The sequence below is a fragment of the Pseudomonas sp. BE134 genome (assembly GCF_031456105.1).
Classification (GTDB): Bacteria; Pseudomonadota; Gammaproteobacteria; order Pseudomonadales; family Pseudomonadaceae; genus Aquipseudomonas.
The window spans coordinates 87385-104356 of sequence record NZ_JAVDUA010000015.1 but is presented as its reverse complement, the minus strand read 5'-3'; the positions used below and the strand labels follow the sequence as shown (position 1 = coordinate 104356).

At 54.3% G+C, this 16972-nt stretch carries 22 protein-coding genes; 12 read left to right on the top strand and 10 right to left on the bottom strand.

From position 1 onward, the window contains the following. Window position 1: 1 nt before the first annotated feature. From J2Y56_RS14475 to J2Y56_RS14465, 3 genes are read right to left on the bottom strand one after another with little or no spacing between them, the layout of a single operon-like run. The gene (locus tag J2Y56_RS14475; RefSeq protein ID WP_310350868.1) at window positions 2-1831 is read right to left on the bottom strand and encodes an AAA family ATPase; all 1830 of its coding nucleotides are present in this window, start codon (window positions 1829-1831) and stop codon (window positions 2-4) included. Next, complete coding sequence (locus tag J2Y56_RS14470; protein WP_310350865.1) at window positions 1828-2331, bottom strand: ABC-three component system middle component 2; 504 nt, start codon at window positions 2329-2331, stop codon at window positions 1828-1830. The genes J2Y56_RS14475 and J2Y56_RS14470 overlap by 4 nt, the downstream gene beginning before the upstream one ends. Next, window positions 2321-3400 carry an ABC-three component system protein gene (locus J2Y56_RS14465; protein WP_310350862.1) on the bottom strand — a complete coding sequence of 360 codons (1080 nt, stop codon included), beginning with the start codon at window positions 3398-3400 and terminating at the stop codon, window positions 2321-2323. The genes J2Y56_RS14470 and J2Y56_RS14465 overlap by 11 nt, the downstream gene beginning before the upstream one ends. Window positions 3401-3774: 374 nt before the next feature. On the opposite strand from J2Y56_RS14465, the gene J2Y56_RS14460 reads away from it, so the two are divergent. From J2Y56_RS14460 to J2Y56_RS14430, 7 genes are all read left to right on the top strand, one after another. Continuing rightward, window positions 3775-4365, top strand: coding sequence for a hypothetical protein (locus tag J2Y56_RS14460; RefSeq protein WP_310350860.1), 591 nt, complete (start codon window positions 3775-3777; stop codon window positions 4363-4365). Between the two features lie 10 nt (window positions 4366-4375). Continuing rightward, window positions 4376-4660 carry a phage antirepressor KilAC domain-containing protein gene (locus J2Y56_RS14455; protein WP_310350857.1) on the top strand — a complete coding sequence of 95 codons (285 nt, stop codon included), beginning with the start codon at window positions 4376-4378 and terminating at the stop codon, window positions 4658-4660. Window positions 4661-4818: 158 nt separating this feature from the next. Continuing rightward, window positions 4819-5136 (top strand): pyocin activator PrtN family protein, encoded by a 318-nt coding sequence (locus tag J2Y56_RS14450; protein WP_310350854.1) that lies wholly within the window; start codon window positions 4819-4821, stop codon window positions 5134-5136. A gap of 59 nt (window positions 5137-5195) precedes the next feature. After that, a complete protein-coding gene (locus J2Y56_RS14445; protein WP_310350852.1) occupies window positions 5196-5615 on the top strand; it encodes a hypothetical protein in 420 nt (139 codons plus the stop codon). Beyond that, a complete protein-coding gene (locus J2Y56_RS14440) occupies window positions 5612-5971 on the top strand; it encodes a hypothetical protein (RefSeq protein WP_310350850.1) in 360 nt (119 codons plus the stop codon). The genes J2Y56_RS14445 and J2Y56_RS14440 overlap by 4 nt, the downstream gene beginning before the upstream one ends. Continuing rightward, window positions 5968-6723 (top strand): DNA cytosine methyltransferase, encoded by a 756-nt coding sequence (locus J2Y56_RS14435; protein ID WP_310350847.1) that lies wholly within the window; start codon window positions 5968-5970, stop codon window positions 6721-6723. The genes J2Y56_RS14440 and J2Y56_RS14435 overlap by 4 nt, the downstream gene beginning before the upstream one ends. 12 nt (window positions 6724-6735) lie before the next feature. Beyond that, window positions 6736-7005 (top strand): pyocin activator PrtN family protein, encoded by a 270-nt coding sequence (locus tag J2Y56_RS14430; protein ID WP_310350844.1) that lies wholly within the window; start codon window positions 6736-6738, stop codon window positions 7003-7005. A gap of 50 nt (window positions 7006-7055) precedes the next feature. Here the strand turns inward: J2Y56_RS14430 and J2Y56_RS14425 are convergent, their stop codons facing one another. After that, entirely contained in the window at window positions 7056-7883 is an 828-nt protein-coding gene (locus J2Y56_RS14425; protein ID WP_310350842.1) for a hypothetical protein, read from the bottom strand. After that, the gene (locus J2Y56_RS14420; protein ID WP_310350839.1) at window positions 7884-8975 is read right to left on the bottom strand and encodes a tyrosine-type recombinase/integrase; all 1092 of its coding nucleotides are present in this window, start codon (window positions 8973-8975) and stop codon (window positions 7884-7886) included. Window positions 8976-9077: 102 nt separating this feature from the next. On the opposite strand from J2Y56_RS14420, the gene dusA reads away from it, so the two are divergent. Together dusA and tal are read left to right on the top strand one after the other, a co-directional pair. Then, entirely contained in the window at window positions 9078-10097 is a 1020-nt protein-coding gene (dusA, locus tag J2Y56_RS14415; protein WP_310350837.1) for a tRNA dihydrouridine(20/20a) synthase DusA, read from the top strand. A 178-nt stretch (window positions 10098-10275) separates the two neighbouring features. Beyond that, on the top strand, window positions 10276-11202 hold the full coding sequence (tal, locus tag J2Y56_RS14410; RefSeq protein ID WP_007943683.1) for a transaldolase: 927 nt from the start codon (window positions 10276-10278) through the stop codon (window positions 11200-11202). Between the two features lie 80 nt (window positions 11203-11282). On the opposite strand, the gene rssC is transcribed toward tal, so the two are convergent. Next, entirely contained in the window at window positions 11283-11765 is a 483-nt protein-coding gene (rssC, locus tag J2Y56_RS14405) for an anti-sigma factor antagonist RssC (RefSeq protein WP_007943680.1), read from the bottom strand. Next, window positions 11765-12946, bottom strand: a complete 1182-nt coding sequence (gene rssB / locus J2Y56_RS14400) for a two-component system response regulator RssB (RefSeq protein WP_007943679.1) — start codon at window positions 12944-12946, stop codon at window positions 11765-11767. Before rssB ends, rssC begins: the two co-directional genes overlap by 1 nt. A gap of 275 nt (window positions 12947-13221) precedes the next feature. Here rssB and J2Y56_RS14395 point away from each other — a divergent pair, with 275 nt between their 5' ends. Then, window positions 13222-13392 carry a hypothetical protein gene (locus tag J2Y56_RS14395; protein WP_007943678.1) on the top strand — a complete coding sequence of 57 codons (171 nt, stop codon included), beginning with the start codon at window positions 13222-13224 and terminating at the stop codon, window positions 13390-13392. On the opposite strand, the gene J2Y56_RS14390 is transcribed toward J2Y56_RS14395, so the two are convergent. Then, window positions 13361-14050, bottom strand: a complete 690-nt coding sequence (locus tag J2Y56_RS14390; protein WP_007943677.1) for a VacJ family lipoprotein — start codon at window positions 14048-14050, stop codon at window positions 13361-13363. The two genes, J2Y56_RS14395 and J2Y56_RS14390, sit on opposite strands and share 32 nt — an antisense overlap. Before the next feature lie 201 nt (window positions 14051-14251). On the opposite strand from J2Y56_RS14390, the gene J2Y56_RS14385 reads away from it, so the two are divergent. After that, complete coding sequence (locus J2Y56_RS14385) at window positions 14252-14872, top strand: HAD family phosphatase (RefSeq protein ID WP_310350832.1); 621 nt, start codon at window positions 14252-14254, stop codon at window positions 14870-14872. Window positions 14873-14981: 109 nt separating this feature from the next. Next, the gene (locus J2Y56_RS14380) at window positions 14982-15245 is read left to right on the top strand and encodes a DUF4404 family protein (RefSeq protein ID WP_033048880.1); all 264 of its coding nucleotides are present in this window, start codon (window positions 14982-14984) and stop codon (window positions 15243-15245) included. A 173-nt stretch (window positions 15246-15418) separates the two neighbouring features. Here J2Y56_RS14380 and queF read toward each other — a convergent pair whose 3' ends face one another. Next, complete coding sequence (queF, locus tag J2Y56_RS14375; RefSeq protein ID WP_007943672.1) at window positions 15419-16249, bottom strand: NADPH-dependent 7-cyano-7-deazaguanine reductase QueF; 831 nt, start codon at window positions 16247-16249, stop codon at window positions 15419-15421. Window positions 16250-16310: 61 nt separating this feature from the next. After that, window positions 16311-16835, bottom strand: coding sequence for a plastocyanin/azurin family copper-binding protein (locus tag J2Y56_RS14370; protein WP_007943671.1), 525 nt, complete (start codon window positions 16833-16835; stop codon window positions 16311-16313). Between the last annotated feature and the right edge of the window lie 137 nt (window positions 16836-16972).

Here is a 16972-nt window from a genome sequence, read left to right as displayed (position 1 = left end):
ATCAAGAAGGTATGAAGCCGCCTCTACCACTAGATGATGCGGTGAATTTAATTAAACATGCAAATTCTTCAATATCCTTAGGTGGCTCGTCATTTTCCACCACTATCACCTGCTGCTCTCTAAAGTTTTTTGCTAGTGATCGGTAGAACGAGTCTTTAACCTCATGAGTAAAGCCGACCTCATCAGTATCAGGCTCACGATATACAACCAACGGCGAATCGATAATTACAACGCCCGGATGTGGCAAATGCTTCTTTATGCAATGCAGAAGCAGGGAAAGAGAGAAAGCCGCATGAGTAATAGCGCGGACGCCTTTACCATGGCTAGATCTAGCTCTATCAATTAGCACTATATCTTGTTCTTTCTCACTAAAACCTACCCGACCATGGTTTGGGAAATTCCACTCTGCTAGCAACGTTTCAACTTCAGAGATAAATTCACTCACCTCTCCAGCACCCAATTTTGGAGATGGCATTCCTTCTGTTGTGGAATTATCAGCACCTTCAATCTCTAACAGCATATCCTCAAGTTCATGAGCACGAGCAAACAAGTCGAGCGCTCTGTTATATAAATCTCGCTCACCCTGAATGTGGAGAAAAGCATTCAGCGCTGCTTCAATTTTTGGCTTAATCAGCCCATCCAGCTCTTCACCAATAAAATTCAGCTCAGCCTTTAACATTCTAAGCTCTTGGCTAAACTCATCAATTTGTGATTCATTATCTATCCTGGTGTCGTCCAGATCAGATAATAAAGAGTTGATTTTCCTTATCTCTGCTTTACATGACAGAGTTATTTCCTCATGAGAGGGGCCAACCCGTTCATGATCATGAGCCTGATGGTCAGATAACGCACCACAGACTGGACAGTTTTCCTCCCCCATTTGGTCAAGTCGAAAGCTGACCTCAGCAATACTTTGCAGCCTTGCAAGATCCGAGATGTACTGTTGCTTTAACAATGCAAAACGATTCTTCAGCTCTGCCAAAACATCTACTCTTGACTCAACTTTATACACCTCAATCAGAACATCTCTCCGACGAGCCTCAAGAAAATACGAAATTTCATTATCAGCCTGCAGCGCCAATTCCGTATCTTTGTAGACAACATCAACTCTTTTAGACTCCTCATACGCATATTCCCACGCAGGAATTGAAAGCGACAAAGAATCAATTTTTTTATTATTCTCCTCCAGCAAATAGCTTAATAACTCGACTTTACCTAACTGCTTCAAAGGAGAGAGCTTCTGCTCTTCGACCCCCTCTATCAAAGATGCATCAACTCCAGTCAACAACAATCGAAAAACAGAACTTTCCGCGGTTGCAGAAATGTATTGCCCTGTGAGCGCAGGCGATATCTCCTTGATTATTGATTCTTCATCAACGATTATCAGACGAGCGACATCTCTAAAACTAAGCTCCCTGACTTTACCGTCTTTATTAACCCTGACCCGCTTGTCTATGAAACCAGACATTTTCAGAAGAAAATTAGATAGGGTTTGTGAGTCACCAGCCTTATGCTTCGCTGCCAGATAAAATGTCTCGGTTGACCTTACGACCTTGAATTTCCCGGCAGTTTTTAAGCTTCGCGAAATTCTTACTTCTTCCCCAGTATCGATTTCAATCAAGCAAAGTTCTGCACTTTCATAAAAAGACGCTTCAGGCACACTCTTAGGTACTTTACTAGCACCTAGAAGATAATCAATGCATTGAACAATGAACGTTTTTCCAGTATCTGACGGCCCGGATATTACGTTTAGTCCCGTCCTGAAAATCACCTCCGCATTCGGCACGGAGGCTCCAGACAATGTCAAACTGGAAATCTGAAACCCCTTCATAACTCAAGTCCTTTTTTTAGAGCCGGTGCCATTTCAAATTCAGCCCCCCAGTCACCCGCCTCTTTCCTTACTAATTCAGAAAGTGCTTGATCCGACTGTTCCTTGAAACGATCCACCAACCACCCAGCCCTATCACGAAGTTTTAGCGAATAGCCTGCGTTGAGCACATCCATAAAAGAACCAGATTTTTCGGTAGCCGAGTACAAAACACCATTCTCCATGAACTTTCTCTCAATAAGCCCTTTGCTTTGATATAAAAGAAGACCTTTCTCGAGAGCAGCCCGCCTCACCAATAGCTCCCCACTCCTATGAGGAGTCTGCGGATGCAGACCCACAGGTCCAAAATTTAGATCATCAGAATGCACTATTAAGTAATCTAATATTACTAAACGCTGCAATGAATACGCAGAAGGATAATCTTCAGTGAGAACAGCTAACGCCCTTAAACCCACCTCGAGGGGGCCATTATATTGCGAAAACTCCGCAGCTTCATTCATCATTAGCCCCCCAACCAAACTCACCATCATTTACTAACTGATGGCAAATACCTTTCTTGTCTAAAATTGTAAGGCGCTCAACCAAGGGGTTGTCGGTAATAGGCAATAATGCCGCGAAGTTAGTAACCGACGTCAAACGCAAAAATTTTAGGTCATGATCCGCATCCAGTACGTCTGCCACACCTGCCCTTACTAGAAATTGCAGCTTAGTAAAAGGGCCTGGCGGAAGCGTATCTCGAGAGAAGGTGCGCAGGGCTTCAGCACTGTAGAATTCAAAACGTGAAGAGCTGAAATGCCGATTATATTTTTTATAAGCAGTCAAATCCTTTACAGAGCTAACCACTGTGGACAAAGCCTCACCATACACATCTAACAAAGCCTTTACATAATTCACTTCTTCATTTGCAATTTCTTCTGGAGGCGTCTCTACTGTCGGACGCAAAGGTAATCCCCCCCCAAAACGTGCAGCATGCCAACGTGTTTTAGCGTGCTGCTCAATTATACGAAGGGGAGGTACCGCATGAAAAATTGCAAAATCCAAGCCATCTAGATAGCTTTCAATACCCCCAGCAAGAACAATATCAGTTGTTGACGTTATCCTCTTTTCACACTGATCTTTCCACTGGAGCTTTAATTGCTCTTTTAGCAGCTTAGGCTTTTTCAACAGGTTCGATAACTTAGTCCCAGCTCCTTGGGGCGCGATGAAATAGTACTTCCTTGGATAGCGATACTCCCCAATAAACGTATAATAAACTAACTTACCCAACTCCACCCATATGTCAGATGGTGTCAATCCACTTTTGTAGTGCTTACATTGATAATTATCCCAAACATCAGGATCGACTATATCAGTAGCGATAATGTCCCTACCCATGTCTCCCGCACCACCACAACGCTCCACCTCTTTATAATTTTCACGGATCGAATCAACCCATTCGAGAGTGAAGTCTTCCCATTGACTAGCGCTAAAAATCTTAATGCGGTCAATCTTGGGAATGGGAATTCCAAACGCCGAATAAACAGCTGCCTCGTCGCTCATCGACGTCGTTGGCAGGGGCACCTTTTCGTCCATTTACTCACCCTAGATCCATTGGCCCTTTCTCTAATGCCTCTTAGGGCACCTTGTAAATCTGAGCTTATCTGAGATGTTGATTGGACGATAGCAATGCGGCATCAGCGGTGGCTCAGATCAAAATATCAACCACCAGTTGACATTTGTAGCGCTTTTGGTTGATCTTGTTGTCACTCTTCCACCACAGAGCGATACGAGACTATGTCCATCACAGCCACTGTGCACATCCACCCTACCGTAACTAACCTCTCTCGAATTTTCGAGGCTCGCCGCATCGCACGCGAGGGCGGCTGCATGTTTGTCATAAGCAGACCAAAGCAAAATGTAGGCGCGGCTCCATCGCCATCCGATCCAAATGGCGGAGGGCGTGCGGCATGATCAAATACAAAATCGACAACCGCACCCTGCAGTTGCTCAACGCCCAGGTCAATCTGACCGAGACCTTCAACCACGTCCTCCGGACAGCGCCCAAACGCGAGTGCCTTGCGTTCCGTCTCAAAATCGAACGCGGTACAACAGAGAGCACTTTCGTCGTCGAACTGGGCAACGAACGCCACACGCTGACCCTGCCGAACGACAAGAAAACGCACCTCAAACTGGCTGACTTCATCGAGGAGATCGCCAACGGCCCGTTTGACGCGAGCAACACTAGCGACCTGATACACCGCCCGCATGCCAGTCGCGAATACGGTCGCTTTGAAGTCTCAGACAAACAACGCGTATTCGAACTAATACGCACCGGCGGCGTACTTAACCTCGACATGGGCTTCGATTACCCCATTCAGGTTGCACTGCACCGTACTCAATCGCGCTCAGGTGTCACCACCATTCTGAGCATCGGTAACAAAAGCCCGCACACCCGATGCTTCACCGTGTACGGGAGCGATGTCGAGATCTACGGCAAGGTCACTGAATCCATCAACCATCTCGCTGCAGCGGCCACCCCCGCCGCGCACGCGGCATGAGGGGGACGCCATGGAACGCACCCTCGCCCAAGCCGCAACTCACCTGGGGCTGACTCGCCCGAAGCTCATTGCAAGCATGCGAGAGAAAGGCCTGCTCAACAAGCGGAACCTACCTGCCTACCCCAATCGTGATCGCGACTATCTGCGGGTCAAGGATGGCCACTGGTACCACGATCAGCTCGGCATGCAATACAGCCAATCGACCCGGATCAAGCAGCCCGGTATCCGCTGGTTGGCCGAGCAGTTGGGGATCGAGCTACCCGCCATCCCGGCAGACAACCGTGACGTGGCCTAGGGAATACGCCCGCCAGATCATCGCCATGCGGACACGAGAGGAGCGAAACGCCGCGCTCCTCGAAGTGCCCGAACATCTGCGCGAGCTGACCAAACGGCACTGCCTAAACGCCTGGAACCACCCGGCCAGAAAACAAAGCAAAGAGGCCCAACAAAGCCATGAGTAACACAGCGCAAAACCCGCTGCTCCTGCACCCGGCACCGGAGTCAGCCACCGTCGAACTGCTCTACCGCATCTTCGGCGACGTCCTGATCCCGCTCGACAAAGTGCGCGAGCAGTACTTCCGCAACCTCAACGAGCAATCGTTCGTGGCCGAGATCAGCAGCGGCCGCATCCAGCTCCCCATCACCACGCTGGACACCAGCCGCAAGGCACCGAAGTACGCCCACATCCGGCACGTCGCCTCATTGATCGACATCCGCGCCTACAAGGCCGACGAAGACATGCAGCGACAGCAGGACGACACCAACGATTAACACCCACAAAACCGAACGACTGCCACCACCAGCCAATGAGATCACCAAGAGCACACCACATGACCGCAATTCAGATCTGCGCACTCATCGCCCTGATCGCCCTCGCCGCCCTCCTTGTCTGGGCGGGCTACAGAATGGGTTACAGCGACGGCAAATCAACTGGCATGGAGGAAGGACAAGAGATCCAGCACGCCGCAAGCGCCAAGAACATTCGCGAATTGAAGGCGTCCCTCCACTTCATCACGGCCGACCGTACCCGCTTGGCGCACTACAGCAAACGTCTGGAAGTAGCGCTGGCGTTCGGCGGCCCTGAACACCTGGCACTGCTGGAAATCGCCGAAAAACTTCGGATTGCTGCAGAAACATTTAGTGCCTTCCGCACAGGTAAAAAGCTAGAGCGCGACACCCGCGGACTACGTGATAAGGCACTCGACATGGCTCAGCAATTGGCTCCTTTCAATGCAGGAGACGCCGCATGACCGAGAACCTCACTCAACCCGACAGCCCTCGCTACACGGCACACGCTTTACCAGCGGCTGACGAACCAACGCGCAACCAAAACTCAGAGGAAAGCGGCAAGCAAAAGGGCCGGTACAACACCCAATCCACGACCGCTTTGCTCTGCAAAGAAACCAGCGTCTCCACACTAGAAACAAACAGTCTCTGCTGCGAAGCAGCAGGCATTATTGCCTCTTCCAGCAGCACCACCGAGGCGCTTATACCCCACGAAAAGCTGCGCGAGGCAGCCACACCCAATGCAACGCTAACCGCTCAGAATCGCCCGCCCGCGCAGCTTGCTCAGGGGTATAAGCGTCCTTCATTGGAGGCCGCGTGAATGAGCTGGCTCTTTTCGCAGGCGCTGGTGGCGGAATACTCGGCGGCCAGCTCCTCGGCTGGCGCACCGTCTGCGCCGTTGAGCGTGATGCCTACGTCGCACAGATTCTGGCGCAACGACAAACCGATGGATTGCTCCCGCCTTTCCCGATTTGGTCTGACGTGTGCAGTTTTGACGGACGACCATGGCGAGGCCTTGTTGACGTGGTTTCGGGAGGATTTCCTTGTCAGGACATCTCGGCCGCGGGCAATGGTCTGGGCATCGCCGGCGCACGCTCTGGACTGTGGAGACAGATGGCACGAATTACCGATGAGGTACGACCGCGCTACGTCGAGTTGGAGAACTCACCGTTGCTTGTGGGAAGAGGTCTTGCCGTCGTGCTCGGTGACCTTGCCGAAATGGGGTATGACGCGCAATGGGGTGTTATCGGAGCGGCTGACTTCGCCGCTCCGCATCAGCGGAATCGAATCTGGCTCATTGCAGAGGACAGCACGCAGGCGCTGGCCAACGCCGGTGGCGAGCATGGCCAAGGGGTCCTCTCCTGCCGCATTGACTCGCCGATCCGGGGCAAACCGCACAAACGATCGCCTGGATCATGCAGTGATGGCACTGGATGGTGGTCATCTGAACCCGGACTGGGCCGAGTGGCTGATGGGGTGGCCTATCGGCTGGACCGACTTAAAGCCATTGGCAACGGACAGGTTCCAATCGTGGCAGCGAGCGCATTCAACCTACTTTTCAACAGACAATAACCAGGAGGCCGCATGAACACCCTTTTCCTGTTGATGGCCCAGTACAACGGTCAGGCAGTTATTTCCCTGGATCGCGTATGCGCCGATTACATGAATCTGACCGTGGAGAAATTCAAGCATAAGCGCTTGTCGGGAGAGATCGATATACCTGTGGTTCGCCTAGGTGCCAATAGCCAGAAAGCCGGGCTGGGCATCCACCTGAAGGATCTTGCCGACTACATTGATCGACAGCGTGAAAAGGCCACTCGCGAGCAGAATCAATTGATGGGCAGGGTTGCCTGAGGAGCAAACCAAAGAAGGAGAGCTCACGCTCTCCTTCTTTGCGAAACGTCCTAATTATAGAGAACACCATCCGGTTTGAGCTTCAACCACCACTCACACAATTTTTTCTCTTTCGTGGCGAGAGCCCCTTCCAGCAGCCCCATCATCAGATACTGAGCGTCCAGAACATCGTGCCTGATGCGTTCTCTCAGCTTGGGCGTCATGACAGACGCGATACCACCAGGGTATTTAACCTTGAGATCCAGGACAAACAGCAATCCCACCTGAAGCCATCTGAAGGTGATCCACTCATGGTCAATTCTGGCGACATTGGTTGATGAAAAAAACGGAGATTGCTTCAACAGCAACTCTGCCTTATGCCGCACAAAATCAACATCGGTAAAAATCTTATCCTGAGCCTTCCGCTTTAGAGCGAGATAGTCCTTCTCAAGCGCTAGCTCAAATTCTGGAAACAGGATCGGAATACTGTCGATCAGCGATAGCATCTGATCGGTATCCTCGTCGATTTCCTTCCTTTTCCTATCTAGGGCCTTGATCAGGTCCTCCGGAACCGAATAACCCGGATTCCGATACAACGCCGTATGCGAGTGATCGATATTCCGTACATGGCTGCTGGGCAAACCGCAGGCTGCATTGCTTCGCTGTTCGTGGCGCATCAGAACGCCCGGAGTCGGAATCAATTCGAACGGTCTCGCCACATCCGGGAACTTGTAGAACCACTTTGCCCTGTCGGCATCGGTACCTTTCACCAACTCATACAGCATAGCCTCAGTCATCAACAACCCGTGCGCTGATGCCAACTCGGTCATACTTTCCTTGGATACCGCCTGCAGATAGGACTTATCAACAACGACATTCGACTTAAAAGCGTTAGACATTTACACCAAAATCCTTTTTAACCAGGCCCAGTTCAAATAGGCATCCCCATTGCCTCGAAGATGGGTATAACGACGAAGCGAATTCCAGTCCCGATGCCCGGACACGCTCGACACTCTGGGAATGTCCCAGTCCATCTCGAACAGCCGACTCACCCCTTCGTGCCGCAGGTCATGGAAGTGCAGGTCCTTGATACCTAGGAGCGGGCAAGCCCGGGTGAAGGAAGCCGACACCGACTTGCCGTTATACGGAAAGATTTCATCGGCCACTTTCGGCATAGCTTGAATGATCGCCCATGCCTCATCGGGAAGATGACACCACACGTCATTGCCGATCTTCTGCCCGGGGTTCTTCATGTCCCGCACCAGCACCGCTTGCCGGGCGCAGTCGAGATCGTCCCAACGTATTCGGGTGATCTCCTCCTGCCGGCGCGTCGAAAAGATCGCGAAGGCGATCAGCTTCGGCATGTCGATCTGGGCTTTGCGTCGAGTCTGCATCTCGAAGTAATGCACCATCAACTTGTCCAGCTCCGTCAGCGTCGGCCGGCGGTTGCGCTCCTTGCTCTTGCTGACCATGCCCAGCTTGCGCAACACCTTGCGCGCGTCCGGCATGGCCAGCGGATCAATCGCATATCCCCAAGCCGGCCGCGCCACAGATAACACCGCTCCGAGGTGGGACAGATCGTTGCCCACCGTCTGTGCCTGAATGCCGCCGCCCTCATCGCTCATGCGCCACTGCGCGAACTTCACCAGCTTCTGACTGGTCAGGGCCGAGTCGTCTAGCTCGCCCAACCAGGTGTCCTTGATCGCGTTCAGCGTCGCTCTTTTGGTTTTGCCCAACGGACGGACCTTTTCGTACTCCTTCAGGTACTGCTCGATCATCTGCCTGATCGTCACACCCTTGCGGTTCGCCCGCTCGATCGCGCCGGGCTCGGCCAGCTCCGTCTCCCGGCGTTTGATCCAGACCTGGGCGACCTGCTTGCGGTCGAAGGTCTGGCTTTCCTGATAGACTGTGCGCCCATCCCGATTGATCCGTATCTGCGCCGTGTAGGCCGTCGAATTGTCCTTGCGCTTGCGAGATGTGATCGTGCCCATTTCCAGTTGCTACATGGCTGATTTCAGTTGCTACATTGTAGCAACCGACCTCGAAAAACAAGGAGATATGGGTAAAAACCGCTGTATAAAAGATCAGTATCAATGAAATCCGAAAAAGCTGAAGCCCCCGTAAATACCGGCAACTCCCGTTCCGAGCCGTCTCGCCGCTTCAGTGTAGCGCCGATGATGGATTGGACTGATAAACATTGCCGTTTTTTCCTACGCCTATTGTCGAAAAACGCCCTCCTCTACACCGAAATGGTCACCACCGGCGCGCTCCTAAACGGCGATCACGACCGTTTCCTCCGTCACAACGAAGCTGAACACCCGCTCGCGCTACAACTCGGCGGCAGCGTCCCCCTCGACCTTGCCGCCTGCGCCCGCATGGCCCAAGACCACGGCTACGACGAGGTAAATCTCAACGTCGGCTGCCCGAGTGACCGCGTGCAGAACAACATGATCGGCGCCTGCCTGATGGGGCATCCGCAGTTGGTGGCTGATTGTGTGAAGGCGATGCGTGATGCGGTGTCGATTCCGGTGACAGTGAAGCACCGCATCGGGATTAATGGGCGGGACAGTTACGAGCAGTTGTGTGATTTCGTCGGTACGGTTCGGGATGCCGGGTGTACGAGTTTTACGGTGCATGCGCGGATTGCGATTCTGGAGGGGTTGTCGCCGAAGGAGAACCGGGATATTCCGCCCCTGCGTTATGACGTGGCGGCACGGTTGAAGACAGATTTTCCGGACCTGGAGATTATTCTCAACGGCGGGATCAAGACGCTGGAGGCTTGTCACGAGCATTTGCAGACGTTCGACGGTGTGATGCTGGGTCGGGAGGCGTATCACAATCCTTATGTGATGGCTGAGGTGGATCAGCAGCTGTTCGGCAGCACGGCACCGGTGATCACACGGGCCGAGGCACTGGCGCAGTTGCGGCCTTATATCGCCGCGCACATCGATGCGGGTGGTTCGATGCACCATATCACCCGGCATGTGCTGGGGCTGGGCACCGGGTTCCCGGGGGCGCGCAAGTTTCGGCAGTTGTTGTCGGTGGATATTCATAAGGCTAAAGAGCCTTTGGTGTTGCTGGATCAGGCGGCGGAGTTGTTGGAGGGCCGCTAACGGTCGCCCGGGTTGAACCTGTGCGCTGATTTGGCATCGTATTTACCGATAGCGCGCCCCGCCATTCAAACAGCCGTTTTCAGGTTGTTGCCGCTGGGGCCATCGATACGTACATGCGCCCTTGAGTGGCTGTCAGCGCTCGGGTAATGTCATTAGACCCACAGGACAGAGCACGCCCATGACTTCCAAGCTGGAACAACTTAAACAAATGACCACCGTGGTTGCCGATACTGGCGACTTCGAAGCAATCGCTCGCGTTAAACCGGTGGACGCTACGACCAACCCTTCCCTGCTGCTCAAAGCCGCGGCCATCCCTGCGTACGCCGAATTGCTGAACGCCTGTGTTCATGACTGCAAAGGCGATGTGGGCCTGGCCAGCGACCGTTTCGGCGTTGCGGTCGGGCAAGAGATTCTGAAAGTGGTACCGGGCCGTATTTCTACCGAAGTGGATGCGCGCCTGTCGTTCGACACTGATGCCGTATTGAAGCGCGCTCACCGTCTGATCGAGCTGTACGACAAGGCCGGCATCGGCCGTGACCGCGTATTGATCAAGATCGCCTCCACCTGGGAAGGCATCCGCGCCGCAGAGACATTGGAAAAAGAAGGCATCCAGACCAACCTGACGCTGCTGTTCTCCTTTGCTCAGGCGGCAGCGTGTGCCGATGCCGGTGTGTTCCTGATCTCGCCGTTCGTAGGCCGGATTTACGACTGGTACAAGAAAGCCAACGGTAACGACTACACAGGCGCGGATGATCCAGGCGTGCAGTCGGTAACGCGGATTTACAACTACTACAAGGCCAATGACTACAAGACTGTGGTGATGGGCGCAAGCTTCCGCAACCTTAGTCAGATCGAGCAGTTGGCCGGTTGTGATCGCCTGACCATCAGCCCGGACCTGCTGGAGAAACTGGCGGCGGATACGGGCAAGCTGGAGCGCAAGCTGACGCCTGGGCATGCAGGTGAAGCGCGCCTGAGCCTGAATGAAGCGCAGTTCCGTTGGCTATCCAACGAGGATGCGATGGCGACTGAGAAACTGGCTGAGGGTATTCGACAGTTTGCTCGGGATCAGGAGAAACTTGAGGCGTTGTTGCAGGACAAGCTGTGATCTAGCTCCAGGTGATGCAAAAAGGGCGAACCTTGGTGGTTCGCCCTTTTTTGTGCCTGGTGGTTTAACTGCGCGCCTGATCAGTGACGCTCGAGCGCATTCACCAGATCATGGAACGCTTCGCGATTGTGGTCGTTCAGCCCCATGAGGATTTTGTGTGCTTCGAGGACTTTGATCCGCACCACTTCTTCGGACTGGTCCTGGTCTGGCAGGTCGTCCAGGCATTCCGGGCACGGCACGGGTTGGTCAACGATGTTAAACACTTGCTCGAAGCCCATGGACTCCAGCAGACGGGTGATGTCTTCGTGGGTGGTGACGACAGTCGGCAGCAGGCCGACCTTTTGCCGCGACAAGATCGACAATTTGGCCAGCAGACCAAGGGTGGTGCTGTCGATGCTGCGTGTTTCGGTCAGGTCGATCACGATCGCGTTGAAGTTCAAAGCGGTAAAGATACGATCAATAGTCGCATCCAACGCCGAACACAGGGTCAGGCGAACTTCACCGACGAATTTCAGGACGAAAGTGCCATCCTGCTCGGCGAACTGGATTCTACCGGTACTCATTAAAGATTCCTGCTCAACACCAACAGGGCGATATCATCCGGCATCTCCCCAAGCGTGGCCAATCCAAAAACCTGCCGCAGCCCATCCAGGGTGCCGCCCGCAGCCTTGACCCGTTGGGGCAACGCCGCTTCTTTTTCTTTGAGTGTGGGTTCTGGCAAAAGGTCCAGAATGCCATCAGACATCAGCGTCAGGCTGAACGTTGGCGGCAGCTCCAGTACGTGGTCTTCGTAGGTGGCTTCATTGAAGAGGCCCACCGGCAGACCACGCCCTTCCAGATAACGAACACTGTCTGGCGTGTACAACACAGGCAACGGCAAATGACCACCGATGCTATAGGTCAACAAACCTGTCTCCTCGTCGATGACTCCACCGACCATTGTGACGTGTTTACCCAGCTTACAACTGATCAGGCCTCGGTTGATATGACCAAGGACCTCTGAAGGCTTGAATTCCGGCAATGTGCCGCTGCGCTTGGATTCAAACAGCAAGCGCGTGGTCATGAACTTCAGCAGTACGGTAACGAAGGCTGAAGAGGCGCCATGCCCGGAAACGTCTGCCAGGTAGAACGCTACCCGACGCTCGTCGACCCGAAAATAGTCAACAAAATCACCCGACAGGTACAGCGACGGGATGATCTGGTGCGCAAACTGGAACTCGTCGATGGTCCAGGGGCTGACCGGCAGCATGTTCATCTGCACTTGCCGACCGGCGTTCTGGTCTTCCTGGAGCAGGTTCAGGCTGGCGGCGAGTTCACGGTTGGCCTTTTCCAGCTTCTCGCGGTAGCGCTGGTTTTCCAGCAGCAGACGCGCGCGATCCAGGGCTCGGCGCACAGAATGCTCGAGCACAGCCAGATCTTCGAGAGGCTTGATCAGGTAATCCGCTGCGCCCAGGCGCAACGCCTCGACCGCGTCGTTCATCACGCCGGCACCCGAGACCACAATCACAGGGGTTTGCGGAGACCGCTCAGTGACCTGGCGGATAAGTTCGAGTCCGCCCATCTGCGGCATGCGCAGATCGCAGATGACCAGGTCGGGCTTGTCTTGCTCGAATACCTGAAGACCCTGCTGGCCATTGCTGGCCTGCAGGACACTGAAACCACTGTCTTCCAAATAGGCCGCGAGACTCGCGCGCACTACTTCGTCATCATCGATTATCAGCAGCGTGGCACTGGTTTTTGGCATGTGGGCAAACGGCGCCAGAATTAGGTTGGCGTAGCAGGCACGGGATTTAGCCCGGCTCACACTACTGGATTCGCTTTCTAGCCACTCTGTCGCACCGTTTTCGAGCGTTTGCCCTACTCACACGTCCACCAGAGGTGCCCTTCTAAGGCGCAGACGGTACTCCCATCCGCGGGGCGTTTCAAGCTCACGCCGATGGTCGCTTGACGTCTTTATTTGTCAAATCACCGGGAGTTATAAGAACAGACAATTCCGTAACCCAATGTAAGGTTGAGCCCATGAGCCAAACCGGACAGGACTGCAGCGAAAAGCGCGCTTTCATCGGCATGCGAGTCGATGCCGAGGTGGTGCGCATAGGCCGGATCCAAACGAAAGAAGGCGGCCCAATGGCCGCCTTCTTCGCATTAGCGATCGAGATTAAAAATCGTCTTCGACCTGGCCGTCTTTGACTTTGAATTCGCGGTTCTGCAAGTACGCATTACGAATAAAGATGTACTTGTCCCCGGTGATCAGTTTTTCGCTCGACAGCAAGCTGGCGCGCGTGTCGACGATGTTCAGGCCGAAGACCGTGTTACGCACCGACACGTCGTCGATGTACGGGTACGGACCGGTGTAGCTGTCGACGAGCTTGGAAGGCGCATCACGCACGGTGCTAGGCCCCAGCAATGGCAGCACCACGTAAGGACCGCTACCGACACCCCAATAGCCGAGGGTTTGCCCGAAATCTTCGTCGTTGCGATGCAGGCCCATCTTGGTGCCTACGTCGAAAAAGCCCAGCAGACCGAACGTGGTGTTGAAGATGATGCGCGCTGTGTCGGTGCCCGCCGCAACCGGTTTGACCTGCAGAATGTCGTTCACCAGGTTGGTGACATCACCGACGTTGCGGAACATGTTGTGAATGCCGTCTTCCAGAAACTGCGGCGTTATGAACTGATAGCCCTGAGCAACAGGCTTGAGGGCATAGGTGTCGATCACATCGTTGAACTTGAAGATCGGACGGTTAACGCTTTCCCAAGGGTCATCTTCCGGAGCAGCCTGGGCCACAAACGGAACCAGCAACACGCCGGCACACACACAAAGCTGAGCGAAATGTTTGCTCAAGCGCATAGAAAAACCCCCTGGACTATTACTGGCGCGGGCACTTGGCCCGGGCGTTAAGCTGGTGAGTATAAGACGGAAAAGCCGGTTTAGGCAGCATCGCGCGCATTCGCCTACAGATGAATCATGTTCATTGGGAGCGCTTCACATCAATGTCACTCAACTGTCACTGACGCCGCATAACCTTGTCACTATTTCAGGGACGTTGATATGCCAAACGCTGAAACCTTGCCCATTGCAGCACCCGGCTTGACTGCCGTCTTGTTCGGCCTCAGCGGTTGTCTGGTAGATTTCGGCGCCCGGACTCGCCAATACGGGGTTTATTCTGCGGAGCACGCCGAGGCCACCCCCGGTGCGCTGGACAGCCTGCGCAGTTTGCAGCGCCAGCAAATCCCTTGCGCCTGGCTCGACGAGCTACCCGCTGCCCTCAGCCATTCACTGGCCGCAACCCTGCCGTCCTGGATCAGTTCTTCGCAACACCCCGCAACAATCAAACCATGGCCCGCACCGAACGCCTGTTGGCAAGCCTTGATGGCGATGAATGTAGAACGTCTGGATGGCTGCGTACTGGTCAGCGGCGAACCACGGTTGCTGCAATCAGGCCTGAATGCCGGGTTGTGGACGATCGGGCTGGCGTCCTGCGGCTCGCTCTGCGGCCTCGCCCCCATCGAATGGCACGCACTGAGCCAAAAAGAACGCGAGCATTTACGCGGCAAGGCGACGATGCAGTTATTCAAATTGGGCGTGCACTCGGTGATCGATCATCTGGGTGAACTCGATACCTGTCTGGCCGATATCAGCCTGCGCCGACTCAAGGGCGAAAAGCCCTGACCGAGATCATGCAGGTTGTGCGCAAGTGGATTAATCTAAAGGTCAGCCATAGACCTTTGGCGCGAGGCTGCGGTCTATGCCAGTGCCTATCGATAAAAGGAAGAACGCCATGCCTGCCCGCGAACTGCAAAAACAACTCGATACTCTGCGCGAGCAATTGGAACAGAACCCCCCGCTTACCGAAGCCGAGCGCGAGGATCTGCACGCGCTGATGCAACAGATCGAGCTGGAAATTGAACTGGAAACCAAAACCAAGGATTCCAGCCTGGCTGACGGCGTCAACCTGGCCGTCGAACGCTTTGAACTCGACCACCCCGTCATTGCCGGCACCTTGCGCAACATCGCTCAAACCCTGGGCAATATCGGAATCTGAACCTGTCAGATGCAAAAAAGCCCCGCTATCGCTAGCGGGGCTTTTTCATGCCTGCGTCTTGCAACACCGTCTCCCTGTGGGAGCGAGCCTGCTCGCGATGGCTGAGTGTCAGGCGAAATCTATTTTGAATGAGCTACCGTTATCGCGAGCAGGCTCACTCCCACAGAGGGGCTTTATTGACGGACCAGGCGGTGGTTCGGCAGTTGAACCGTCTCGGTACTGCGATACGGGTTGATATCCAACCCGCCACGGCGCACATAACGCGCATACACCGTCAATTTCTCCGGCTTCAACAACCGCTGCAGGTCGAGGAAGATCCGCTCCACACACTGTTCATGGAAGTCCGAGTGCTGTCGGAAGCTCACGATGTATTCCAGCAAACTTGCATGATCCAGTGCCGCGCCACGATATTCCACCGCCACGCTCCCCCAGTCCGGCTGACTGGTCACCGGACAGTTGGACTTGAGCAGATGGCTGTGCACGCTCTCTTCGACAATGCGCGACTCATCGCAACGCAGCAGTTCCGGGCGCGGATGCTCGTAGTTGCTGACGCTGATGTCCAGATCATCGATGCATACGCCCGGCAGCGCCACGACGCCTTCGGCTTCAACGTCTTTGAGACTGCGAATGCGCACACCAACCAGCTTGCCGGCGGCGGCCGACAGGTCCTTCGTCAGCGCTGCTTCAAGGCTGGTGGTGTCGGCAAATGGTGTTTGGTTCAGCGAGTTCAGGTACAGCTTGAACGACTTCGATTCAATGATGTTCGGCGAATTCGCCGGGATGCTGAACTCGCCAATCGCCACCACGGGCTTGCCGGATGGCAACAGCCACGACAGCTCGAAACAGTTCCAGAAATCCACGCCTTTATACGGCAGGGTTTCAGCCGTCAGGCCCAGCTCGGCCCATTTCGCGGTACGCGGAATCGGGAACAGCAAGGACGGCGTGTAAGTGGCGATGTATTCGCTGGATTTGCCCAGCGGCGAGTGTTCGGCTGCGGGATGCATGGCGGAAACCTGACTGAAGAATCAGCGGATTCTACCAGCCTTTGCGTCCGCCATTGAGTGCTTACTGACTGACAGTCAACTTGCCGACCATGCCAGCCTGATAATGGCCAGGGATGTTGCAGGCAAATTCCAGGCGGGTGGCCTTGGTGAAGGTCCAGATCAGTTCGGCTGTTTTGCCCGGTTCGACGAGAATGCTATTCGGGTCGTCGTGCTTCATCGCGCCATGATCCATGCCAGCCATCGAACCGTGGTCCATTTCCTTCATGCCTGTAGGCGTCAGCATGCCGCTCTGCTGCATCTGCAACATTTCCTGCTGGTGTTTGGCATGCTTCACCGCGTCCCCCAGGTTGAATTCGTGCAGCAACTGGCCTTTATTCACCAGTACAAAGCGAACCGTCTCACCGGCCTTGATCTCGATATTCTTGGGAGTGAACGACATATCGCCCATCACCACTTCAACACTGCGAGTCGCCTTGGCCGCCGCGGCGGGTTGGCCGAAGTCGTAGGTATGCGCCGGGGCTGCCCACACCGGTGAACTCACCGCCAACAAACACACCACCCGCAGCAATGATTTGCACAAAAACATCGTCGTACTCCAACAAGATAAGGTTCAGCCTGTGGAAAACTCTAAACTGTTGCGACTGCCCGCTACCTGACAGCCAGATTACAACTTTGTCAGGTTGATCTGTATCGACGCTGCCCACGGTATAAAGCGTTCGTTCC